A 24104-nucleotide genomic window follows, 5' to 3' on the forward strand; every position below is an offset into this window, starting at 1 on the left:
CTCAAGCCCCCTCCTTTGCCCCATAATGCACACCATTCTCATTTAGATTTTGAGAAGCGTCATAATAAAATCAAACATATGGGTGAAAAGGACATGAGAAAAACCGTACTGGTGCAGGCGATTGCCTGTGCACTGATCGGCGGCGCCGCGCACGCCGCCGTCAAGGTCGAGGACAAGACCTTCAATACCGCCGCCAGCATGCTGGCCTACACCGAATTCGAGCTCTCCGGCGAGCCGCTGGCCGAGGCCCTTGGCCTGGATCTGGACGTGCTGGATGCCAACCGCGCCGATGAGCCGACCCCGTTCGACTTCGCCGCTGGCATCGAATCCTATGAATACTCCGAAGAGGCCATGTATGCCCTGAACTACCAGTCCAGCATGGGCCCGCATCTGGTGAACGGGCCGCAGAACCTGGCTCGTGGCGGCACCCTGGCCGATCTCGGCAAGCGGGTACTGGCCATGGCCGAGGCCGTCGGCTTCCCGGCCGACGAAGTGCCGCAAGGCATGTATCCCCTCTCCCTGCCCTACGCCTCCGCCAATCCCGAGTTTGCGCAAGCCGTGAACACCACCCCGGTCAACGGCGATCAGGTCACCATCAAGACCGCCAAGGGCGTCGAGAAATCCGTCAAGACCCAGGTTCCCGCCTACTTCCGTGACTACACCACTCTGCGCTGGAGCGGCAGTGACAACCTGCTGAACCCGGCGGCCGTGGGCGGCATCCTGCTCAAGGAAGTGATGTGGTCCCAGGACTTCCTCGGTGGCATGCACGTCGCCGAGAGCGACGAAGAAGTTGAAGCTGCCTCCTCCACCATGGATCAGGACGGCAAGCACAAGCTCGGCGTCTCCGCCGCAGATGGCTTCAACGGCATGATGCTGACCGAACAGTCCATCGACAAGCTGGCCATCTTGCAGGGTCAGCTCGGCTTCGACGGCAAACAGCTCGGCGCCAAGATAAGCCCCCAATACGATCCGGCCAAGGGCGTGGTCTACTTCCCCCATCAGGTGAAAGTGACCGAAACCACCAAGAACGAGGTGGGTGCCATCGGCAAGCTGGAGGTCGTGGATGGCTCAGCCCAGTTGCGCGACGCCTGGATGCTGCTGTGGCCCCTGTCCGAATTCTACGCCTTCAGCGATCAGCGCAGCGCCAACACCAACCAGAACCCGGCCTTCCACGCCGTGTTTGACGGCGCCCCCTTCGCCGCCGCACCGGCGGCCAACCAAGGCAGCGATGCCGCCAAGCTGGTCGCGGGCCAGGATGCCTTCTCCCTGGCACTGAACCTCTCCGGCATGGTGTTCAAGAACCTCAATGCCCTGCACTTCGACGCCAAGGCCGGCACCCTGGTGGACAGCTGGCAGGCAGGCAAACAGGGCAAGCACGTCACCACCTTCGACGCCGCTTATTCCCTGGTCGCCCTGCAGATCTTCCAGCGCGCCCAGGATGCGCTGCCGGTCGGCTACGCCGCCGGTGACAACGGCGAGCTGAACCTCAAGACCGCCCAGGGCCAACAGGCTCTGACGCTCGTTCGCAAGCAGGCGGACTTCCTGCTCGCCCAGCTCAAGGGCAAGAATGGTCTGCTGCACGATGGCCTGACCTTGGGTGCCAAACCGGATGCGGGCCAGTCCATCGAGACCCAGTTCGCCGCCATCCGCGGCCTGACCGCCGCCTTCCTCGCCACCTCGGATGCCAAGTACCGCACCGCGGCAAGGGAGCTGTTCATCGCCACCGACAAGGCCTTCTTCAATGCCAAGGCCGGTACCTGGCTCGCGGGCAAGCAGGGTGAATACAGCCCCTGGACCCAGGCCGCCATCTCCGGCGCCCTGCGCTCCGCCATGCTGAACCTGCGCAACGAAGGAGCCGAGAAGGCACCAGAGCTTGAGCTGGCCCACCTGACCCAGCGTTATGTGAGCTGGTTCCGTGGCACCGTCAACGGCGGCATGCAGATGGCCGAATGGATCGGCGACTCCGGTGAGAACGTCATCGAAGGCGCAGGCCATGACACCGACGAAGACGGCGTGCCGCAAGTCACCGCCGCCGGTGGCAAGCACGGCACCGCCATGGTGATGGCCGGCAAGGCCGTCGTGAGTGAGAAATAAGTGAACCAAGGGTCATCTGGCCCATGAAAAAGGGAGCCCTCGTGGCTCCCTTGTTTTTTATCGTTTTAAATCATCCCTTCAACTTGGCCAGCATCGCCTTGGTCACCAGCACTATGCCCTGCTCGGAGCGATAGAAGCGGCGGCTATCCTCGTCCGCGTTCTCCCCCACCACCAGCCCATCGGGCAGCTTGCAGCCCTTGTCCACCACCACCCGACGTAGTCGGCAGCCGGCACCGATCTCGACCCCGGGGAAGATGATCGCCTGATCCAGGGTGCAGAAGGAGTGCACCCGCACATTGGTGAACAGCACCGAGTTGAGCACGAAGGAGCCGCTGACGATGGAGCCACCCGCAAACATGGAGTTGATGGTCATGCCGTGCTGGCCGTTTCTGTCCTGCACGAACTTGGCGGGAGGGGCCATGTTCTGGCTGGTCCAGATGGGCCAGTTCTCGTCATAGATGTCGAGCTCGGGCACCACGGAGGCGAGATCCATGTTCGCCTCCCAGAAGGAATCCAGGGTTCCCACGTCGCGCCAGTAGGGTTTCACCCCCTCCTTGGCACCCACACAGGACATGGTGAAGGGGTGGGCGAAGGCCTTGCCTTCGGTGACGATGCGGGGGATCAGGTCCATGCCGAAGTCGTGCTTGGACTCCTGGTTGTTGATGTCCTCCTCCAGCAGTTGATACAGATACTCCGCCTCGAAGATGTAGATCCCCATGGAGGCCAGGGAGACATCCTCGTTACCCGGCATGGCGGGCGGGTTGGCCGGCTTCTCCACGAAGGCGCGGATCTGACGATGCTCGTCGATGTCCATGACGCCGAAGGCCGAGGCCTCCACCCGTGGCACCTCGATGCAGCCCACCGTCACCTTGGCGCCGAGGCGCACGTGATCGAGCAGCATGGCGGCGTAGTCCATCTTGTAGATGTGATCCCCCGCCAGCACCACTATGTACTTGGGGCCGTAGTCGCGGATGATGTCGACGTTCTGGTAGATGGCGTCAGCGGTGCCGCGATACCAGTGCACCTCGTCCACCCGCTGCTGGGCGGGCAGCAGATCGATGAACTCGTTCATCTGGTAGCGCAGGAAGGACCAGCCCGATTGCAGGTGGCGCAGCAGGCTGTGGGACTTGTACTGGGTCACCACACCCACCCGGCGGATGCCGGAGTTGATGCAGTTGGAGAGCACGAAATCGATGATGCGGAACTTGCCGCCGAAATGAACGGCGGGTTTGGCACGGTTGTCGGTCAGCTGCTTCAGACGGCTGCCCCGCCCTCCCGCGAGCACCAAGGCCATACTCTGATTCAATAGTTGCCGTGCTTTGGCAGTATCTACGGGTTCTAACGACATAATCACCTCGGCCTAGTTGGAGCTGTTTTCATCTCATCTTCACCTTTTTTAGCGGTTATGAAAGTGTTTTCACTCACAGATTAGCCGCTTTTTACCCATCTTTTCCCGGAGTTGTGTGAGTACACAGGCACCGGGCTGCCGACTTGATTAGAATTCATCCATTATGGACATCATCAAGGATGAAACGATGTTGATTAAACGTGAAGGGAATCTGCGGCTGGTCGGCGCCCTGGTCTGCCTGCCCCTGTTGCTGCTGCAGGGGATCTGGCTCTCTCCCTCGACCTCATCACCCACCCAGTGGCTGGTCATGGCGACCACCCTGCTCGGCTTTGCCCTGCTGATCTTTCTCAGCCACAGCCTGCGCAAGGGCGCCTTGGCGAGGCAGGAGCAGGACTGGCTGCAGGCGCTCGCACAGCGGGATCCCGCCAAACTGAGCAGCCCGCAGGCCCAGGAGGCGCTGCGTCAGCTGCTCGCCTCCTTCAGCGAGGCCGAACTCGATGCCCACCGCCAGATCAGCGAGCTGCACAGCCAGGCCACTCAGGATGAGATGACGGGGCTGCGCAATCGCCACGCGTTTCGGCGCGATCTGACCGAACTGCTGCAACAGGAGGATACCCAGACCGCGATCCTGGTACTGATCCGCGCCACCGAGCTTGGCAAACTCAACGCCCAGCGCGGCTTCCAGTCGGGGGATGCCTACATCAAGGACATAGCCCACCTCATCATCCACACGGTCAGCCGCTTCCCCGGCCACCAGGTCTATCGCATCTCGGGCGCCGACTTTGCGGTGCTGGTGCCGCCGCTCGCCAAGATCCCCCCCCATCTTCTAGGGCGGGATCTCAAGCATGCCTTCGACCACTACCAGCAAGAGCACGAACTGGAGAGCGCTGCCTACTCGGGGATGACCCGCCTTAGCAGCGAGCAAAAGATAGAGGCCATCCTGGCCCGGGCCGATCTGGCGCTGGCCCGTGCCCAGACCGAGGCGGTCAACGGCTGGGCCATCCAGCAAAATGATGAGGTGGTCGAATTGCAGGGGCAACGGCACTGGACCCAGGTGCTGACCGATCTGCTGGAGCAGGAGCGCGTCAGCTTCAGCTGTCAGCCCATACTGCCCCTGCACAGCGGCATGCTCGCCTATCACGAGATCTACCCCCGCTTCAGCAGCGTCGACGGCACCGTGCTCCCCAGCGATACCCTGCTCGCCATGGCCCAGCGGCTGGACATGACGATGCGGCTGGAGCAGATGGTGATCCGGCACGTCATGCGCCAGTACCGGGCCTTCGGCAGCCACAGCAGCCGCTGGGGTCTGAATCTGCCGGGCAGCCTGCTGCAAAACAGCGCCTTCCTGATCTGGCTCGATCACCAGCTGCAGCGGGATCCCGACATCGGCGCCAACCTGGTGTTCGAGCTGGACGAGGAGCAGCTGGAGCGCAACCTGACCGGGGCCAGGCGGCTGTTCGAGCTGCTCAGGCGCCACGGCAGTCGCTCGGCCATCTGCAACTTCGGCAAGGGGATAGGGTCATTCAGCCTGTTTCGTGAGCTCAAGCCCGATTACATCAAGCTGGATCCCGCCCTCATCACCGAGCTGGAGCAGGATCTCACCAACCAGCAGTTCGTGCGGATGATAGTCGACGTGTCCCATCGCATGGGGTGCGTGGTGATCGCGGAAGGGGTGGAGCAGCTCAGCCAGCAAGAGTTGCTGCAAGGCATGTATGTGGACGGATTGCAGGGATATCTCATTGCCCGGCCCCAGGAGCTGAGACCGGACAACGGCCAGTTCGGCCTCTTTACTGAGGCCGTTTCAGCTTCAGCAGGGTCAGAATGATGTCGTTGAGCTGGCGATAGCGCTCCAGCTCCTTCTGATCGTAACGGGTCGCCAGCATGGTCGGGTTGTGGCGATTCTTGAGGTAGCGGTTGATCTGCAACCGGTTGAAGCCGGCCACCTTGTAGACCTGACCCAGCAGGGCATTGAGCTCCTCGTCATCCAGTCCGGCCTTGGCCAGATAATCGCTCTGGACCGGGCTCTCCAGCTGGCAACTCTGTTTGTCGATGTGGCCGCTCTCTTGCAAGTAAGCGAGCCACTGCTCCACATAGAGCGGCTTGCAACCGGCCAGCAGGTTGAAAAATCCCACCGCATCGCAGCGACAACCACCAAGCAGCACCAGCGCCAGCTCGTCGCTGTCACAGCTGAAGGTCACGGGTCCGCTCTGGCTCCAGTCCAGCGCCTGCACCCGGATCTGTGCCCGCGCGCCCGCCGCTGTGGTCACGTCAAATACAAACATGGCACCTCCCGTCCGGCAAAGGGTTGATGATGGCCCATAGCGCCGCCTTCGCCAAGGCAAATCGCCTTTTCATTCAGTATTCTGCCGGCGCGGGCATAAAAAAACCGACCGCCTCGCGGCGGTCGGTTCTGCTGTCAGAGGGCCCGCTTGCGGGCTCTCAATGCAGCACAGTTCAGGCGTCCAGTTCGACCAGCGCCTTGGCCAGCTCGATGGGTTCGAGCTCCTGGCCTTCCAGATCGGCGTTCCAGTTCGGGCCGACCAGCACATCGTCTTCGTCCAGATCGTTGATCCAGATGTCGAGGAACTCTTCCAGCTCGATCACTTCCGGCTCGTAATCCGCCCACTCGTCCACGCAGTGCAGACGGGCATCGCCCTCGGCGGACCAGAGCGGCATCACATCGGCATCTTCGAACTCGGCGGAGCGGCATACCACCCAATCTTCACCGTAGCGCAGACCCCACACCTGACCCGACTCACGGACTTCTTCGATAAACAGCTGGAAATTGGCGTCAAGATTGTCAGTTAGTTTGCTCATGGGGATCTCTCTCTTGCTGGCAAATGGCAGGCAGTCGGCCAACGTGGCCGAGAATGGGGCTGATGGTGTCCCAAAAGCCCCCCAGACTCAAGTCAAATCCCCAAAAAGCAGGGGATAAGCGCCCTCAGGTACGATATTGGGCGACCAGGGCCCCCAATTCGTCGCACGAGTGGGCCAGGGTGCCCGCCGCCTGCTCCGTCAACCGGTTCTGGGCCAGGGCATCCGCCGCCAGGGTGGTGATGGCCACCAGCCGCTGATTGATCTCCTCCGCCGCCCGGCTCTGCTCGGCGGCGGCGGTGGCTATCTGACTATTCATGGCAGTAATGGTGTGCACGGATCCAGCGATGGCATGGATGGCGCCGTCCGCCTCACCGGCCTTGTCGGCGGTGCTGCGGGAGAGTTGCTGCAACTGGGTGATGCCGCTTGCGACCTTGCCCGCTCCCTCCTGCAGCCGCTGTATCATCTGCCGGATCTCGTCGGTGGAGCTGTGGGTACGGGTCGCCAGGGTGCGCACCTCGTCCGCCACCACCGCGAAGCCGCGACCCTGCTCGCCCGCCCGGGCCGCCTCGATGGCGGCGTTGAGCGCCAGCAGGTTGGTCTGCTCGGCCACCCCCCGGATCACGTCGAGCACGGAGCCAATCTGCTGGGTCTCCTGCTCGAGCTGACCCACGGCTCGCACCGTCTGGGCCATCTCGTCCCCCAGCTGATCTATGGTGGCGATGGTCTGGGCCACCACCTCGCGACCCTGCTGGGCCAGATTGAGCGCGGCGTCCGCCGCATCGGCCGCCTGGGCGGCGTGCTGGCCCACCTCCCGGCTGCTCACCGTCATCTGCTCCATGGCGCTGGCGACCCTCAGGGTATCCTGCTCCTGGCCGGTGACGATGGCACCGGTACGATCGACGATCTGCTCCAGCTGATGGGCCTGCTCCCGGTTCTGGGCAGCGATCTGCTGGCTGCGCCCCACCAGCTGCGCCATCTGGCTGGCAAACTGGTTGAAGTTGACGGACAGCTGACTCAGCTCATCCCGACCCAACTCCGGCAGGCGGAACCGCAAGTCCCCCTCTCCCCTGGCGATGTTGCCGAGGGCCGACACGGATTGGGACAGGGGCACTACTATGCTGCGCACTATGAGGCCGACCACCAGGAACAGCAGGACAGCCAGCAGGGCGCCAATCCCGAGCAGGGTGAACAGCACCTCCCGATACTGGGCCTCCACGTCATCCACATAGACGCCGGTGCCGATGATCCAGTCCCAGGGGGCGAAGCGCTTGACGTAGGAGATCTTGCGCACCGGCTCCTCCACCCCGGGCTTGGGCCAGTAGTAGGCCACCTCCCCCGCCCCTTGCACCTTGGCGAGCTCGGCGAAGGCGACGAACAGCTTGAGCCCCTGCTTGTCTTCCACCCCGGAGAGATCCTGGCCATCCAGCGCGGGTTTCATGGGGTGCATCACCATGGTGGGGTGACTGTCGTTGATCCAGAAGTAGTCGTCCTGGCCATAGCGCAGCCCCTTGAGCAGCGCCAGGGCCTGAGCCTTGGCATCGGCCTCGCTGAGCTCGCCTCGCCGCACCCTGGCCTCGAATTCGGCCACCAGGCTGTAGGCGGTCTCGACCTGAGCCTGGGTCTGCCGGCTCTTCTCCGCCATCAGCCCCTGCTGGTAGATCTGCAGACAGGAAAACAGCAAGAGCCCCAGCAGGACCAGCACCATCAGGGTCACCAGCGACAGCCGCCGGCCGATACTCCATCGTCTCAACATAAGCCCATCCCTCAACCGCTACATGTTGTTAACAAGGTATGTCGCATCGGCGCGGGCTGTCCACGATGGCGGCCAACGCGCTGCCAGAAATATGATCCAGCCCCGAAATGCACGAAGGCGCCCATTGGGCGCCTTCGTTTTTTTCAGCACAAACCAACCGGGATCAACGCTCCCAGTACACCTCTTCCAGGCTGTCTTCCTTCTCCGGCAGACCGCGAGAGAGGCGCGGGCTGCTCTGGGCCAGCACCTCGTAGCTCACCCGGTTCGCGTATTTGCACACCTGGGCCAGGGACGAATAGGTCAGGAACTCGGACAGGTGCTTGGCGGAGTTCGGCACATTCATGCGGTGGTAGGCGTTGGCCACCATGTCGTGCAGCACCGCAGACAGGGCGCCATCTCCGGCGCCGTTGGTGTTCTTGATCTTCTCCGGGCCGCCCATGTAAGGGGAGATGTGGGAGTAGATGCGGGCCGGCTTACGGCACTTGGCACGGGTCATGGGACGGCTGAACTCATACATGTTGAACTCGGGGATGACGCCGGGCAGCAGGGTATGAGTGGTCTCGCGCTTGTAGTCCTCCTCGGTGTAGCTCGCCATGTAGAGGCCGATGGGGCCGGCGGTGCAGAGCACCATGTCGGCCCAATCCAGCGCCTTGTCGGCGGCGCCGAGGGGGTCTTTTATCCCAGTCAGGGCTTCGGCCTCGTCCTCGTTCATCGCGAGCACCGTCACGTTCTCGGCGATGAAGTCGCGCCACCACTGGGGATTCTCATCGATGACGAAGCGGGTGCCCAGGGTCAGCACCACGGGCACCCCGGCCTCGCGGGCATAACGCACGGCGGTCATGGCCGCGTCCTTCATGGGGGTACCGTCGGCGCCACGCACCAGATAGGCGGTGATCACCAGGGCGGAGGCCTCCTTGATGATGGCCTCGGGGATGTGCGCCACATCCAGGTGATCCATCTTGCCGGCGTTGATGCCAAAGCTGCGCTCGCCCCCTTCGGTGATGAAGGTGAAGCAGCGGCCGACCGGACCGTCTACCGGCTGCAGGTAGTCGAGGTTGACGCGAGAGGAGGTGTTGCACAGATAGCGGTAGGCGTAGCTGCCGATGCGGATGTCCTGGCTCATGACGCCGAGCAGGATGGAGTGGGAATCCGCCAGCACGGAGTAGTTGTGCATGGTGTTGCCGATGGTGCCACCGGCAAACTCGCTCACCACCATGTTGTTGGCCTTGAGCTCTTCATACACCTGCTCGGCCACGTCGTCGGAGATGAGCATGGAGTGGCCCTTGCTCAGGCCATAACGGTTCAGGAAGTCTTCATCCACATGAGCTTCGATGTCCACCAGAGTCTGATCGATGCCCACCACATAGGCCTTGCCCAGTTCGGTGAGCAGGGGATTCTGCGGGATCAGGGGATCACGCCTGTCGACCGGGAAGTAGTGTTTGGACTTGCGCTGACCGGGAAATTTCATGGCAATGTTCTGTGCTCTGGGGGAAAGAGGGGCGGGATTTTAACACAATCCGCCTCGCCGAAAAGTCGCCCGATTAAAATATGGGGTCAGTATAGGCAAGGGTTGCAGAGGCAAACGTTTGACTTTGATGCAATAAAAAACCACCTCGGCATGAGGTGGTTTTTTACAAATGAGCGGACCCGGGCTGGCACTCAGCCGAACGACAACCCCTGCACCAGCGCCAACACCGAGAACAGGCCGAGGGACAACCAGAAGAACAGGGTGCCGAACAGTCTGGGCTTGTTCGGTGCCTTGGGGATCTGGATGCCGATGGCGTGCAGGATGCGCCCCACCAGCAGCAGCATGCCGCCGAGGTGCAGCCAGAAGGCGCCGACCCCGGCCAGCTCGCACAGGGCCATCAGCAGCAGGGTGAGCGGCACGTACTCGGCGAAGTTGCCGTGGGCGCGGATCGCGGCCAGCATCTCCGGCGCCTCCCCTTCCCCTATCATCACCTTGAACTGGGCCCGGCGCTTGACCACCCAGAAGGAGAGCAGCAGGAACAAGAGCCCCAAGAGGCCTGCGTAAATCAGCGTGATATGCATCATCTGGACAATCCTTATCGTTGAACGTTGAAATCCCGGTCGATCACGCCAGCTCGCGGCAGATCAGCGACACCATCATGCGGATATGGGCCTGATCGCTGTTGAGCGCGGGGATGTAGTGGAACTGCTCGCCCCCCGCCTCCAGGAAGAGGTGACGGTTCTCGACCTGGATCTCCTCCAGGGTCTCGAGGCAGTCGGCGGAGAACGCCGGGCAGATCACATCGAGTCGCTTGACCCCCTGCCCCGCCAGCTGGGTGATGGTGGCATCGGTGTAAGGCTTGAGCCACTCCTGTTTGCCGAAGCGAGACTGGAAGCTGGCGCTCCACTGCTCGGGGGCGAGACCCAGGGCCTCGGCCAGCAGGGTCGCGGTGCGGCGACACTGATGACCATAAGGGTCACCCTCGTCCTCGCTGCGCTGGGGGATGCCGTGGAAGGACATCAGCAGGTGCTCACCCTGGCCCTGCTGCTCCCACTGGCGGCGTACACTCATGGCCAGCGCCTGTATGTATTCGGGGTGGTTGTGATAGTCACGGATGAGGCGCATCACCGGCAGGTGACGCTCACGCTTCATCACCCGCGCCCAGCCGTCGAAAACGGCGGCCGTGGTGCTGGCGGCATATTGCGGATAGAGCGGTAGCAGTATCACCCGGTTGACCCCTTGCGCCTTGAGCGCCTGCCAGCCGTCATTCAGTGACGGGCTGCCATAGGTCATGGCGAGCACCACGGGCACATCCACCCCTTCGCGCTTGAGCTCCTGCTCGAGGGCGTCACGCTGACGCTGGCTGATGGCCATCAGCGGTGAGCCCTGCTCGGTCCAGATCTGCTGGTAGAGCTTGGACACCCTGGGGGCACGCAGTGGCAATATGACGAAATTGAGCAGGGGGGACCACAACAGGCGGGGTATCTCGACCACCCGCGGATCCTGTAAGAACTGGCTGAGGAAGGCCCTGACGGCGGCAGCGGTCGGTGCGGCGGGTGTCCCCAGATTGACGAGCAAGATCCCGGTTTTGGTGGTCACGTTAGCTTCCTGTCATGCGGTTTTGTCATTCTTGTTATGATGCAAGAAAGGGCCCTGTATGGACCCTTGTCTCAGACTATCGCGGCTGGCCCAGGCAAGATGATTGCCAGCGGCTGGCAAAGCAGATCGACTGGCAATGGCGGGTTAGCCCAGGATGCTCGCCAGCTGCTTGCTGACCTGATCCACCGGCTGGGTGCCGTCGATCTTGACGTAACGGGTGTGGCCCGCTTCCGCTTCCTTGCCGTAGAAACCGATCAGCGGGGCAGTCTGCTGATGGTACACGTCCAGACGCTTGCGCACCGTGGTCTCTTCGTCGTCGGCACGGATCACCAGGTCTTCGCCGGTCACGTCATCCTTGCCTTCTACCTTCGGCGGGTTGAACACCACGTGGTAGGTACGGCCGGAGCCGGAGTGCACGCGGCGGCCGCTCATGCGCTTAACGATCTCTTCGTCCGGCACGTCGAATTCCAGCACGAAGTCCACCACCACACCGGCTTCCTTCATGGCTTGCGCCTGGGGAATGGTGCGCGGGAAGCCATCCAGCAGGAAGCCGTTGGCGCAATCCGCTTGCGCGATACGTTCTTTGACCAGGCCGATGATGATGTCGTCAGAGACGAGCTGACCTGCGTCCATCACGGCCTTGGCCTTGAGGCCCAGCTCGGTGCCCGCCTTGATCGCCGCACGCAGCATGTCGCCGGTGGAGATCTGCGGAATACCGTGTTTTTCCATGATGAACTGAGCCTGGGTACCCTTGCCGGCACCCGGTGCTCCCAACAGAACAATGCGCATACACGCTCCTAATTGATTGGTTATTCAATTCTTGAGAAGGCAAAAAACTACACGTTTTCGCCCCTATTAACAAGCTTGCCCCGTGCAAGTGGCCACATTATCACCATGGGTTCGTGCAGGCGATGCGACCAAAGGCGCAGGACTCGCGCACAAAAAATGATTGAAAATGCAGCAAAATAGTGGTCTGGCCAGATTGGCGCACACCCGGCGCCATAAAAAGGCCCGCTGTATCACAGCGGGCCTTGGTGTCCGGCCTGTCAGCCAGGAAGGGCCATCACGCCTGCAGCAGCAGACGGTTGATGCGGGCGACGAAGCTCGCCGGATCGTTGAGGCCACCCTGCTCGGCCAGCTGGGCCTGTTCGTGCAGCAGGCTCACCCACTCGCCAAACAGGCTCTCGTCTTCGATGGTGTCGAGCTTCTTCACCAGCGCATGGTCGGGGTTGAGCTCCAGTATGTACTTCTGCTCAGGTACCGGCTGGCCGGCGGCGCGCATCAGCTTGATCATCTGGGTGCTCATGCCGTGGTCGTCGGTAACTATGCAGGAGGGTGAATCGGTCAGACGGTGGGTGACACGCACCTCTTTCACCGCGTCGGCCAGGCTCTGCTTGACCCGCTCCACCAGACCGGCGTTGGCTTTTTCAGCCTCTTCCTGCGCCTGCTTGGAAGCCTCGTCCTCCAGATCCCCCAGATCCAGCTCGCCACGGGTCACGGAGACCAGCTGCTTGCCGTCGAACTCGGTGAGGTGGCTCATCAGCCACTCGTCGACGCGCTCCCACATCAGCAGCACTTCGACGCCCTTCTTGCGGAAGATCTCGAGGTGCGGGCTGTTCTTGGCGGCGGCGAAGCTGTCGGCGGTGATGTAATAAATCTTCTGCTGGCCTTCCTTCATGCGGCCAACGTAATCCTCGAGAGAGACGGTCTGGGCTTCGCCCTCGCCCGCCGTGCTGGCAAAGCGCAAGAGCTTCGCGATCTCTTCGCGGTTGGCGTGATCCTCGGCCGGACCCTCTTTGAGCACGTTGCCGAACTCGCTCCAGAACTTGGCGTACTTCTCGCTGTCATCCTTGGCCAGCTTGGCCAGCATGGTCAGCACCCGCTTGGAGCAGGCCTTGCGCAGGGAGACGGTCACCTTGTTGTCTTGCAGAATTTCACGGCTGACGTTGAGCGGCAGATCGTTGGAATCCAGCACCCCTTTGACAAAGCGCAGGTAGGCCGGCATGAACTGCTCGGCGTCGTCCATGATGAAGACGCGCTGCACGTAGAGCTTGAGGCCGTGTTTCTGATCCCGGTTGTAGAGATCGAAGGGGGCACGGGCCGGTACGTAGAGCAGGCTGGTGTACTCCTGCGCCCCTTCCACCCGGTTGTGACCCCACAAGAGCGGATCTTCGAAGTCGTGGGCGACGTGCTTGTAGAACTCCTGGTACTCCTCGTCCTTGATCTCTTTCGGATTGCGGGTCCAGAGTGCGGTGGCGCGGTTGACCTGCTCCCACTCGCCCGGGGTGCCGACGATGGTTTCACCATCCTCCTCCCGATCCGGGGTGCCCTCTTTGTACATCTCGACCGGCACGCTGATGTGGTCGGAATACTTGGCCACCACGGAGCGCAGGCGCCAGTCGTCCAGGAACTCTTCTTCCTCGGCACGCAGGTGCAGGATGACGTCGGTACCGCGACCTTCTTTGGTCACGTCAGCCACGGTGAAGGAACCTTCCCCTTCGGATTCCCACTGCACGCCCTGGCTCGGCTCGGTGCCGGCGGCGCGGGAGATGACGGTCACCTTGTCGGCGACGATGAAAGCGGAGTAGAAGCCCACCCCGAACTGACCGATCAGCTGGGAGTCTTTGCCCTGATCGCCGGACAGGTGCTTGAAGAAGTCGGCGGTGCCGGATTTGGCGATGGTGCCCAGGTGTTCGATCACCTGGTCACGGGTCATGCCGATGCCGTTGTCCGAGATGGTCAGGGTCTTGTTTTCTTTGTCCACCACCAGGCGCACGCGCAGTTGGCCGTCGTTTTCGAACAAAGAGGCATCGGAAAGCGCCTTGAAGCGCAGCTTGTCCGCCGCATCGGAGGCGTTGGAAATCAGCTCGCGCAGGAATACTTCTTTGTTGGAGTAGAGGCTGTGAGCCATCAGGCTCAGCAGTTGTTTGACTTCGGTTTGAAAGCCGTGGGTTTCGGCGTGAACACTTTGGGTCATCGACCAGTCCTCAAAACGTCGGGTTGAACAGATTCCCAACCTAGATGGGGGTAGCCTCCCAAATATCAAGGGGCGAGTGTGCAAACTTGCGCACTCGCCCCTCATCCTGAACTCAGTTGTCCACTTCTTGTACCATCAGGCCTAGATACGCTGGCGTCCCATCAGGGAGTGAGAGAGCGTGGTGCCATCCACCAGCTCCAGCTCGCCACCCACCGGCACCCCGTGGGCGATGCGGCTCACCTCGACCCCGGCGGCCCGCGCCATGTCGGCGATGTACCAGGCGGTGGCGTCCCCCTCTATGGTGGGATTGGTAGCGAGGATCAGTTCCTTGATGGACTCATCCTTGAGGCGGCGCTCCAGGATCTCCAGCCCCAGCTCTTCCGGGCCTATGCCGTCGAGCGGTGACAAGTGCCCCATCAGCACGAAGTAGCGGCCGGAGAACTGGCCGGTGTGCTCGATGGCGGCCACGTCCGCCGGGCTCTCCACCACGCACAGCAAACCGCTCTCTTCCCGCTTGGGGTTCGCGCAGATCTCGCAGCGATCGTTCTCGGTGAAGGTGCGGCAGTGGCTGCAGTGACCTATTTCGGTCAGCGCCCGGTTGAGCAATGAGGCCAGACGCAGGCCGCCGCTGCGCTCGCGCTCGAGCAGGGTGAACGCCATGCGCTGGGCCGACTTGGGGCCGACGCCCGGCAGCACCTGCAGCGCCTTCATCATCTCATCGAGCAGGGGACTGAATTTCATGGGGATATCCTTTAAAGCCGCGCCAGAGGGACAAGCCGGGCGCGTGGCCAGGGCTTATTCATCCAAACCTATCTTGTTGGCGCAGGACTATACCCGAGCCGGCCCCGAGCGCCAATGATCGGCGCCTCGCCGGGTGACGCGAGACGATGGCGCCCGGGCGCGCTTATTCCAGCAGGATGCGCTGGCGGCCGCTGTAGATCTCGGCCCGGCCCGGGCGGCAGAAGCCCACCAGGGTGAGGCCGGTCTGCTCCGCCCGCTCCACCGCGAGCCCGGTGGCCGCCGAGATGGCGAGCAGGATCTCGACCCCGGCGCTGGCGCACTTTTGCACCATCTCGAAGCTGGCGCGGCTGGTCACCAGGATGGCGCCGTCGCGCCGACCGCTGCGGCAAAGGTGCCCCACCAGCTTGTCGAGCGCGATATGACGGCCCACGTCCTCGCGGATGGCGAGGATGTTGCCCTCCCCGTCCACATGCACGGCGGCATGGGTGGCCCCCGTGCTCTGCCCCAGCAGTTGCAGCGGGCGCAGCGCGTCCAGCACCTTGTCGATCAGGGTCACCTCGAAGCGCTGGCTGTCGGGCAGGGAGGGCAAGGTGCGCACCACCTGCTCCAGGCTCTCGCTGCCACAGATGCCGCAACCGGTGCGCCCGGCCAGGGTGCGCTTCTTCTCTTTCAGGCGATGGACACAGCGGTTGGCCAGGGTGATCTGCAACTCTATGCCCTGGCAGCCATCGACTCGTTCTATGTCGTGGATATCGTGCAGGCCGTCGATGATCCCCTCGGACAACGAGAAGCCGATGGCAAAGTCCTCCAGATCCGCGGCCGAGCACATCATGACGCCGTGGGCGATGCCGTTGTAGACCAGCGCCACCGGGGTCTCGGCGGGCAACAGCATGGCGCTGTCGGTGCGACTCCCTTCTCTGTGGTAGTGCACCACCTCGCGGGGGGCGCACAGGCCGTGCAGGGGGGACGCCCCTTCGTTCTCTGACAACATCTGCGCCGTCCTTAGTCGAGGGTCTCGGGGGCTTTCGCCGAGATACCGAGCCGCTTCATCTTCGAGAGCAGGGTGGTGCGCTTCATGCCGAGCCGGTTGGCGGCCCCCCGCTCGCCGGCGACGATGCCGTTGCAGGCCCGCAGGGCGGCGATGATGGCCTCGCGCTCGCCCTCCCCCTGCACGCCGTCGCGATCCCGCACGGCTTGCGCCCTGTCTCCGTGACTGCCTTCGCCGCCGAACAATCCCTGAGAGGGCTCGTCATAGACCAGGGTCTCAATCTTGTGAAAACCCTTGAGGGGCAAGAGCTCGTCCGGGGAGAGGTTCAGTACCTGACCGCGGGTCATCACCACGGCCCGCTCTATGATGTTTTCGAGCTCACGGATGTTGCCGTACCAGGGGAGCGACACCAGCATCTTCATGGCATCGGCCGGGATGGCGGTGATGTTGCGCCGCATCCGCTTGGCGATCTTCTTGATGAAGAAGTTGACCAACAGCGGTATGTCCTCGCGCCGCTCGCGCAGGGGCGGCAGCTCGATGGGGAAGACGTTGAGCCGGTAGTAGAGATCGCTTCGAAAGCGCTTGTTCTTGACCATGGAGAGCAGATCGCAGTTGGTGGCCGCCACCAGTCGCACGTCGATGGGGATGGGAGTGCTGTTGCCGACCCGCTCCAGCTCGTGCTCCTGCAATACCCGCAAGAGCTTGGGTTGCAGATCCAGGGGCATGTCCCCCACTTCGTCCAGGAACAGGGTGCCCTTGTGGGCGCGCTCGAAGCGGCCGATGCGCTGGCTCAGGGCGCCGGTGAAGGCCCCCTTCTCGTGGCCAAACAGGTCGCTCTCGATGAGGCCGGTGGGGATGGCGGCGCAGTTCACCTTCACCATCTCCTGCTCATTGCGCTGGCTCAAGCCGTGAATGGCCTGGGCGATCAGCTCCTTGCCGGTGCCCGTCTCCCCCAGGATGAGCACCGAGCAGTCACTCTGGGCCACCAGCCTCACCTTCTCCAGCACGCTCTGCATCGCGGCACTCTGATGGATGATGTTGGCGAAGTCGGCGTCGGGTTGGCTGTCGGCCACCCTGATGGTCTTCTCCCGGGCGCCGTTGGTGTTGGAGATCTCCTGCTGCGCCTGCACGTTGTTCATGGCGATCGCCGTGCGGGCCGCGACCTGCTCCAAGAGGGAGAGATCGATGTCGGCAAAGAAGTCGGCCGCCGGGTGGGAGAGGATCAACACCCCCAGCAGGTTGCCGCGATAGCGCAGGGGCAAAATGCAGGAGCTGTTCGCCTCGGGGGGCAGGATCTGGGCGCTGAAGCGGCAACCTGAGTTGCAGCCGTGACCCTGCTCGCGGTAGACGAAGAAGGGCTCGCTCTGGATGAGCGCCCCCTGCAGGCAGTGTTTCTCGAAGCAGGAGTGGTTGATGATGCCGGGTTGATCGCTCTCGCGCGGGTTCACCAGATAGCTCTTGAAGCTGTCGGAGGTGGCGTTGTATTCCGCCAGGCAGAGGCTGCCGATGGCGAAATGGTGCTGCAAGATGGCGAACAGGCTCTTGGGCAGCTCGGCGATGCGCACCAGCTTAATCACCGCATTGGTCACGTCCACCAGGATCTTGCAGCTGTCGCGCTCCAGGCGCAGGGAGTGGGCCTGCTCCAGGGTGCGCTCCTTGTCCTGCACGCTCTCGAGCGCAATGGCAACGATGGCGGCGAGTTGGGTCAACTTGGCCAGGGTTTCCATTGGGAAGGCATTGGGCTGGGAGCTGATAAACTCCACCCCGCCCAGGTGACTGCGGGCCGTGGTGATGGGCAACTGGCAATAGGATTGCAGACCGTCATAGACCGGGGTGCTGGCAAGCTTGGCGCAGCGGTTCACGAAGCGGGCCGCCGGCAGGACGATGGCCTGCTCCGAGTGGGCGGAGAAGTGCAGATCCCCCTTGCGACAGACAAGGTGCTGCGGGCCCTGCTCTCCCATGAAGCAGACCACCGCCTCCTCTCCCCCCAGGTTGAGGATGAGGTTGACCCGGGTCACGCCACCGAAACAGGCCTCGATCCGGTTCAGCTTCTCGATGAAGTCGTCCAGGGTCACGGCAGAGAGCAGGGTCTTGGAGAGGGAGAGAAAGCCGTCATCCCAGATGGGGGAAATATCGGTCAACGGAATGGCACTCAGATTCAGCATTCTGGCCTCGCATTATATCTGTGTGGGGAAATTGCAGGCACATTGCAATCAGCAACGACGATAAACGATGCCTCAGCCAATTCCGTCAGATGTTATAATTAAGACTTAACAAATTAACACTTAATTATAAAAACAAACATCCATTGAAATAGCATCGTGCTGGTGCGTCGCATCATAGAGTAGGCCCAATGGCATTACAACCGCGCCCGTCCGCCTATTATTCATAAGCAGGGCATGTTTATTCCTCCCGCAGGAAATATACCGCCGCTCCCGCCGATATTCGGTGTGCAATCGCCGGCCACCGGCCTCTGTGACCCCCCAGGCGCGCCTTGCCCCGCCTCAGGAGGGGTGCAGATCATGGCGATAGAGCTTGAGGCCGCCGAAGATGAAGCCGGCCGAGAGGAGCTGAAACGCCACCAATAACCAACTGATATTCTGTGATATTTCAACGGAGATCGCCTGATGGGTCAGGTAGATGACCAGGGCAGAGAGGCCCAGCAGCAGGCAGTTGACCAGGGTGGTGGAGAGGAAAGCGACGAGCCAGGCCAGCTGCACGCTCAGGGCCGCCAGCACGGCGCCCATGGCGATCCGTGCGGCGATAAAACAGCCGAAAAAACCAAAGCCCAGCAGGAATATCAATTCGTCGTACCAGAGGTAACACCCCATGCCCAATAACATTGCCAGTAAATAGGCTGAAACATAAAAGATCCCGAACGAGATAGTTAATTCACTTCTCATGATGGTGTCTGCCAATTGAAAAAAGGATGAGGGAATCCGGGCCCTGCGAACAGAGCCTGGATCCACTTTATTTAACGAGACTTACCCCTTGGCGGCGCTGCGCAATTTCGCCTTGAGCGCACTGTATTCGGTCTGGACATAATTCTCCGCCTCAGACTGATTATCAATTCGCTCTATTTTCACCGCGCAGTATTTGTACTCTGGGGTGTAGGAGACGGGGTCCACGTGCTCTATGGTGAGCTCGTTGCAGGCCCCTATCCACCACTGGTAGGTCATGTAGACCACACCGGCATTCACCCGCTCGTTGTAGTTCGCGCGGGTGATCACCTTGCCACGGCGAGACGAGATCCAGACCAGCGCCTGATCCTTGACCCCGAGCTGTTGCGCATCCTTCGGGTGGATCTGCACATAGCCGGGCTCATCGGCGAGGGTCTGCAGCGCCGAGCAGTTGCCGGTCATGGAGCGGCAGGAGTAGTGACCCACCTCCCGCACGGTGGAGAGCACCAGCGGGTAGTTTTCGTCGGGCTGCTCCAGGGGTGGCCTCCACTCGGAGGCAATCAACTGACCCTTGCCGCTCGGGGTGGTGAACACATTGCCCTCGAACAGGGTGCTGGTGCCCGGGTGATCCTCGGTCGGGCAAGGCCACTGCACACTCTTGAGATCCGCCATCTTGTCGTAGCTGACCCCGGCGTAGAGTGGGCAGAGCGCCCGCATCTCATCCCAGATCTGGTTTGTATCCCGGTATTCCATGGGATAACCCATAGTGGTCGCCATCAGGGAGAAGATGGCCCAGTCCGGTTTGACATTGTCCGGCGGGGTCACCGCCTTGTAGAAGCGCTGGAAGCCGCGATCCGCCGAGCTGTAGACCCCCTCGTGCTCGCCCCAACTGGTGGCGGGCAAGATGACATCCGCCATCTCGGCGGTCTGGGTCATGAAGATGTCCTGGACGATCACCAGCTCCATGCCCCCCAGGGTGCGCCTGAACTGGGCCAGGTCCGCTTCCGTCTGGGCCGGATCTTCCCCGAAGATGTAGAAGGCCTTGCACTTGCCCTCCTCCACCTTGTGGCTGAGCTCGGTCAGGCGATAACCCGGTTTCTGGGACAGCGACTCCACGCCCCAGGCCTTGGCAAACTTGGCGCTGATGGCGGGATCGGCCACGGACTGATAGCCCGGGAACTGGTGGGGCAGCATCCCCATGTCGCAGGTGCCCTGCACGTTGTTCTGACCGCGCACCGGGCCGCAGCCGGTGCCGCGCCGGCCGAAGTTGCCGGTGAGCAGCGCAAGCCCCGCGAGGCCCTTCACGACGTCCACTGCCTGACCGTACTGGGTCACCCCCATGCCCCACAGGATCATGGAGGCCGGTGCCGCCGCATAGGTGCGGATGGCCGCGCGGATATCCGCCGCCTTGAGGCCGGTGATCCCCTCTACGTATTCCGGGGTGTACTTGGCTACCAGCGCCTTGTAGGTCTCAAAGCCCTCGGTGTAGTTGGCGACGAACGCCTTGTCATAAAGGTTCTCGGCGATCAGTACGTTGCCGAAGGCATTGACCAGCGCCATGTTGGAGCCGTTTTTGAGCGGCAGCCACTGATCGGCGATGCGGGCGGTTTCCACCATGCGCGGATCGCAGACGATCACCTTGGCTCCGTTCGCCTTCGCCTTGAGGATGTGGCGCGCCACTATGGGGTGGGAGTCGGCCGCATTGTAACCAAACACCAGCAGGCACTTGGTTTCTTGAATTTCGGGAATGGCGTTGCTCATGGCGCCGTTGCCTACTGTTGTCTCCAGACCGGAGACTGAGGGTGCGTGTCACACCCTCGCGCAGTGATCGACGTTGTTCGTCCCCAGCACGGCGCGGGCAAATTTTTGCATCACATAGTTGGCTTCGTTGCCGGGGCCGCGGGCCGAGCCCGTGGTCATGATGGCGTCGGCGCCGTATTTCGCCTTGATAGCCGACAAGCGGCTGCTGGCAAAGCCGATGGCCTCGTCCCAGGAGACGGCTTCGAGCTTGCCACCGCGCTCGCGGCGGATCATCGGGCTTTTCAGACGCGGGGTCAGCAGGTTGGTGTCGTTCAAGAAATCCCAACCGTAGTAGCCCTTGAGGCAGAGCTGCCCCTCGTTGGTCCGGCCGTGGGCACCCTCGGCCCCCACCACCTTGTCGTTATCAACCAGCAGGTTGATCTTGCAACCGGTGCCGCAATAGGGGCAGACGGTGATGACTTTTTTCATGACTCAGTCTCTTGTTGGTTAACGATAAATGGTTGGATTGATGGGGTGATGGCTCTCTGGCAGTGCATTCGACAGGTAAAAAACACTCAAAGCAGAAAGACGCACTGCACCATCCAGAGCCCATCCGGCTTGTCGGCCTGGTCGGCGGCGCCGGGACTGCGGCTCACGCTCAATGCCATAGACCCGCGCTGACACGCCGACACCCGCATCGCCATCAAAGGCGCGACCTAACCCGCCGGCATCGCCTCGGCGCTGGCCAGCTGTTTCTGCCGGTTCAGGGTCGCCAGACTCTGTGGGGTTACCAGGCGCAGCGCCTGGGTCGGGCACACCTCGACGCAGGCCGGGCCCGCCTCACGGTGGCGGCAGAGATCGCACTTCAGGGCCTGGGCCTTGGTCTGCGGGCGCTTGAACAGCGCATCGGCGGCCGGGGCCACCTCCTGCACCACCACCGCCATGGCGCCATAGGGGCAAGCCACCACACAGGATTTGCAGCCGATGCAGCGCGCCTGATAGACCTTGACGCAACCATCCTCGGTGACGATGGCGTTATTGGGGCAGGCCATGGCGCAGGGCTTGTCTTCACACTGACGGCACAGCACGGGGGTGGTCACCTTGCTGCCGACGATGACTTTCAGGCGCGGCTGAAAATAGCTGTCCTTGGAGACCAGATGCCCATCCTCGATGGCGAGATGCAGGCCGCCCTCCCGCGCCAGGGTCCCGCCGCAGGACGCTGACTGGTGTGACACGGCGCAGGCCACCTCACAGGTACGACACCCAATGCAGAGACTGGGATCGGCAATCACGAAGCTGTTCATAAAAAGAGGGATCCTAAATGGTTCGTTGCACCGGCCGCCGGGCTGAATACAAGCAACGACGCAGCCGGTCACCCCACTAGGCATTAATCAGACCAAACCGGCCCCCGCTTGCGATAAAAATCACAAGACACTGAAAATAAAGGGGTAATCAGGGATCTGAGCGGCTGCTCTCAGGCGAGTGACGATGACGAGCGAGGCGGGACGCCGGGCTCGACACGACAAAAGTGACGAGCTCGACACCCGGTGACAACCCCTGCCCCATCGGATGGGCCGACCTTTCGACGAGATATCGATGGCATGGCAGCAACAGGGCTCAAGACAGCAGCGGCAGGCCCTGGAGAGGGCAAATGGGGGGCAAAGTTGTTTAGTTTTACTATCTAGATGACAGGACACGTAAAGAAGAATCGAACAAAAAAGCCCCCTACTGACAAATTTATTGAGCCAGATCCGGTTTCCAACGCCTCTAGCTTCTGTTTTTTCTCCAGCCGGATAACATGTCCCAGATGGCAACCAGCTCCTTTAGGGGGCGACTCCATGGAACAGATATATCAAACAGCGCGGGTTAATAGCAGCAAGCGAGTGTCAGGAACTTAAGATATGACCGAAGATGACAACAAAAGCCTAAATAATATTTCTACCAGAAAAATAATATTGGGTAGACACCACTAAATACTAATGAAATTTTATTGAGCATATTAAATATAAGCCTCTAATCTCTCTGAAATCCCCCATCAATAAATGGATGACTGAATTTATTATTTAATATTATGATTTAAATATAAGCAATTAAAGATCGGTTTCCATAAAATATGGACTTTTATAAAAACACGGAGAAAAACAATTGAGATTGTATAAGCAAGATGATGGTTTTCTAGAACACATGGTCAAGATCTCAACAATAATAAGTTTAGGATTTGGTGTCTGGGCATATTTCAGCACTATTCATCCAGTGTTCGAAAAAGAAAAAGAATTACAGCAAGCAAAAATTGATAACCAGTCACTTGTCTCTACAAAAAACGAGTTAAAAAGCCAATTAAAAACACTAGACAGTAAAATATTAGAGCATCAAAAATCAATTGGCTCGTTAAATAAACAGGAATCTAAACTCATATTTTTGGTGGAAGAAAAAGAATTGAAGATAGTCAATTCTAAGTTAGGTGAAGCAAGAACAGTAGCTGTTGTAAATAAGCTTAATTATTACATGGATAAAATTATAAATGGCTACCTTTTAGCAATAACCACTGGAAAGCAAGAAACATTTGATGCTGTTGAATACGCTGAGAAATTGCTAAGTACTCATGGCTCAGATAATAATGACCCATACAACGAGGAAGCATATGTTTTTTTAAAGGTTATGTCGTAAGTTACAAAAATAAAAAAGTACTAGGTGAAGACTCTATTGCCTTTGCAATCACTTTACCCTTTATGTATAAAAAAGATCATGGCTTGTAAAGCCTCTAACAATCAAGTTTAAAGGACTATCAATATGTGGCGCCGTGTAAATGACTGGTTTATATATTAATGAATCATTTAAATGTTTTTCTAAACAATGAAATTATATAGGAAAGAGAACGTATGAGCGAATACCTATCGATTGGAGCAACTGTTATCGCATCTTTAGGTGGTAGTGGTGCAATTATTCTTGGTATGTCTAATTATTTAGGTAAGATATGGGCGAGCCGTCTTATGGCTACAGAAAAGGCCAATCACGAACAGAAACTAGAGCAACTAAGGATAAAATTACAAAAAGAAAACCAGCTACACTTAGCCGAATTAAATCATGAATTGGAAATTTATAAGCAAACTCATATTAGAGAACATAACGATAAACTAGCAATTTATAGAGCGACTGTCGACTTAGTGGCTATAATGCTAGCTAAAGTCGAGATGATCGTATTGCGACATAAGAAAGAACTATCTCCAGAAGAACAAGAACAGTTCGAAACAGAAAGGCTTAAAATATATGGTTACCTTGCAATGATCGCACCACAAGATGTCATGGATGCTAATGATGCGTTCATAGATAAATTGTTGGCTATTGTTTTCGATGGTGATACTGCAAGTTGGGAAGAAATTAGGCATAAGGCTTTAAGTTTAACAAATGCTATGAGACGAGATATTGGCATTGACAAATCTGATGTTATGTATAACGGCATTCGATAAAATAGACCATCCCGGATATATAACAAACATCGCAGGGAGCTACTTACTCGAATCGCAGCGTATTGCTGCCACATTACATTTTTTAGTTAGTGGTGCAATTCACTTCGTTCATTGCACCCTACATTTATCTACATACTACCTCTTCATTTTTACAGTGACCGTCTTTAACTATGCCCACTGAATGTAACTATTTTCTTACCAAGTCACCAAAT

At 59.9% G+C, this 24104-nt stretch carries 19 protein-coding genes; 4 read left to right on the forward strand and 15 right to left on the reverse strand.

Annotation, left to right across the window (positions count from 1 at the left end):
• Positions 1-93: 93 nt before the first annotated feature.
• Positions 94-2094, forward strand: a complete 2001-nt coding sequence (locus BN1124_RS02805) for a hypothetical protein (RefSeq protein ID WP_042639001.1) — start codon at positions 94-96, stop codon at positions 2092-2094.
• Between the two features lie 70 nt (positions 2095-2164).
• Here BN1124_RS02805 and glgC read toward each other — a convergent pair whose 3' ends face one another.
• Positions 2165-3442 (reverse strand): glucose-1-phosphate adenylyltransferase, encoded by a 1278-nt coding sequence (glgC, locus tag BN1124_RS02810; RefSeq protein ID WP_042638848.1) that lies wholly within the window; start codon positions 3440-3442, stop codon positions 2165-2167.
• A 187-nt stretch (positions 3443-3629) separates the two neighbouring features.
• Between glgC and BN1124_RS02815 the strand changes: the two genes are divergently transcribed.
• Positions 3630-5267, forward strand: a complete 1638-nt coding sequence (locus BN1124_RS02815; RefSeq protein WP_042639002.1) for an EAL domain-containing protein — start codon at positions 3630-3632, stop codon at positions 5265-5267.
• Here BN1124_RS02815 and BN1124_RS02820 read toward each other — a convergent pair.
• The 14 genes from BN1124_RS02820 to BN1124_RS02890 all read right to left on the reverse strand — a co-directional run bounded on the left by BN1124_RS02820 (position 5230) and on the right by BN1124_RS02890 (position 21729).
• Complete coding sequence (locus tag BN1124_RS02820) at positions 5230-5724, reverse strand: hypothetical protein (RefSeq protein WP_042638850.1); 495 nt, start codon at positions 5722-5724, stop codon at positions 5230-5232. The two genes, BN1124_RS02815 and BN1124_RS02820, sit on opposite strands and share 38 nt — an antisense overlap.
• A 172-nt stretch (positions 5725-5896) precedes the next feature.
• Complete coding sequence (locus BN1124_RS02825) at positions 5897-6259, reverse strand: DUF2750 domain-containing protein (protein WP_010674427.1); 363 nt, start codon at positions 6257-6259, stop codon at positions 5897-5899.
• A 124-nt stretch (positions 6260-6383) separates the two neighbouring features.
• Entirely contained in the window at positions 6384-8012 is a 1629-nt protein-coding gene (locus tag BN1124_RS02830) for a methyl-accepting chemotaxis protein (RefSeq protein ID WP_042638858.1), read from the reverse strand.
• A 163-nt stretch (positions 8013-8175) separates the two neighbouring features.
• Positions 8176-9480 (reverse strand): inosine/guanosine kinase, encoded by a 1305-nt coding sequence (locus tag BN1124_RS02835; protein ID WP_042638859.1) that lies wholly within the window; start codon positions 9478-9480, stop codon positions 8176-8178.
• Positions 9481-9671: 191 nt separating this feature from the next.
• Positions 9672-10064 carry an MAPEG family protein gene (locus tag BN1124_RS02840; RefSeq protein WP_042638862.1) on the reverse strand — a complete coding sequence of 131 codons (393 nt, stop codon included), beginning with the start codon at positions 10062-10064 and terminating at the stop codon, positions 9672-9674.
• Between the two features lie 40 nt (positions 10065-10104).
• Positions 10105-11079: a ferrochelatase gene (gene hemH, locus BN1124_RS02845; RefSeq protein ID WP_042638864.1), complete on the reverse strand. Its 975-nt coding sequence runs from the start codon at positions 11077-11079 to the stop codon at positions 10105-10107.
• Between the two features lie 144 nt (positions 11080-11223).
• Entirely contained in the window at positions 11224-11868 is a 645-nt protein-coding gene (gene adk, locus BN1124_RS02850) for an adenylate kinase (protein WP_042638866.1), read from the reverse strand.
• A gap of 274 nt (positions 11869-12142) precedes the next feature.
• Positions 12143-14056: a molecular chaperone HtpG gene (htpG, locus tag BN1124_RS02855; protein ID WP_042638868.1), complete on the reverse strand. Its 1914-nt coding sequence runs from the start codon at positions 14054-14056 to the stop codon at positions 12143-12145.
• A 141-nt stretch (positions 14057-14197) separates the two neighbouring features.
• Positions 14198-14797 (reverse strand): recombination mediator RecR, encoded by a 600-nt coding sequence (gene recR / locus BN1124_RS02860; protein WP_042638869.1) that lies wholly within the window; start codon positions 14795-14797, stop codon positions 14198-14200.
• Between the two features lie 163 nt (positions 14798-14960).
• Positions 14961-15788 carry a formate dehydrogenase accessory sulfurtransferase FdhD gene (gene fdhD, locus BN1124_RS02865; protein WP_042638871.1) on the reverse strand — a complete coding sequence of 276 codons (828 nt, stop codon included), beginning with the start codon at positions 15786-15788 and terminating at the stop codon, positions 14961-14963.
• A gap of 11 nt (positions 15789-15799) precedes the next feature.
• On the reverse strand, positions 15800-17950 hold the full coding sequence (locus tag BN1124_RS02870; protein WP_042638873.1) for a sigma 54-interacting transcriptional regulator: 2151 nt from the start codon (positions 17948-17950) through the stop codon (positions 15800-15802).
• A gap of 339 nt (positions 17951-18289) precedes the next feature.
• Entirely contained in the window at positions 18290-18616 is a 327-nt protein-coding gene (locus tag BN1124_RS02875) for a hypothetical protein (RefSeq protein ID WP_231553585.1), read from the reverse strand.
• Between the two features lie 153 nt (positions 18617-18769).
• Positions 18770-20914, reverse strand: a complete 2145-nt coding sequence (gene fdhF, locus BN1124_RS02880) for a formate dehydrogenase subunit alpha (protein ID WP_082041403.1) — start codon at positions 20912-20914, stop codon at positions 18770-18772.
• 227 nt (positions 20915-21141) lie between these two features.
• Positions 21142-21729: a 4Fe-4S dicluster domain-containing protein gene (locus BN1124_RS02890; protein WP_042638881.1), complete on the reverse strand. Its 588-nt coding sequence runs from the start codon at positions 21727-21729 to the stop codon at positions 21142-21144.
• Between the two features lie 841 nt (positions 21730-22570).
• Between BN1124_RS02890 and BN1124_RS21110 the strand changes: the two genes are divergently transcribed.
• Positions 22571-23092, forward strand: a complete 522-nt coding sequence (locus BN1124_RS21110) for a hypothetical protein (RefSeq protein ID WP_156127998.1) — start codon at positions 22571-22573, stop codon at positions 23090-23092.
• A 212-nt stretch (positions 23093-23304) separates the two neighbouring features.
• Positions 23305-23892 carry a hypothetical protein gene (locus BN1124_RS02895; RefSeq protein ID WP_042638883.1) on the forward strand — a complete coding sequence of 196 codons (588 nt, stop codon included), beginning with the start codon at positions 23305-23307 and terminating at the stop codon, positions 23890-23892.
• Positions 23893-24104 lie beyond the last annotated feature (212 nt).

The organism is Aeromonas eucrenophila (assembly GCF_000819865.1).
Lineage (GTDB): Bacteria > Pseudomonadota > Gammaproteobacteria > Enterobacterales > Aeromonadaceae > Aeromonas > Aeromonas eucrenophila.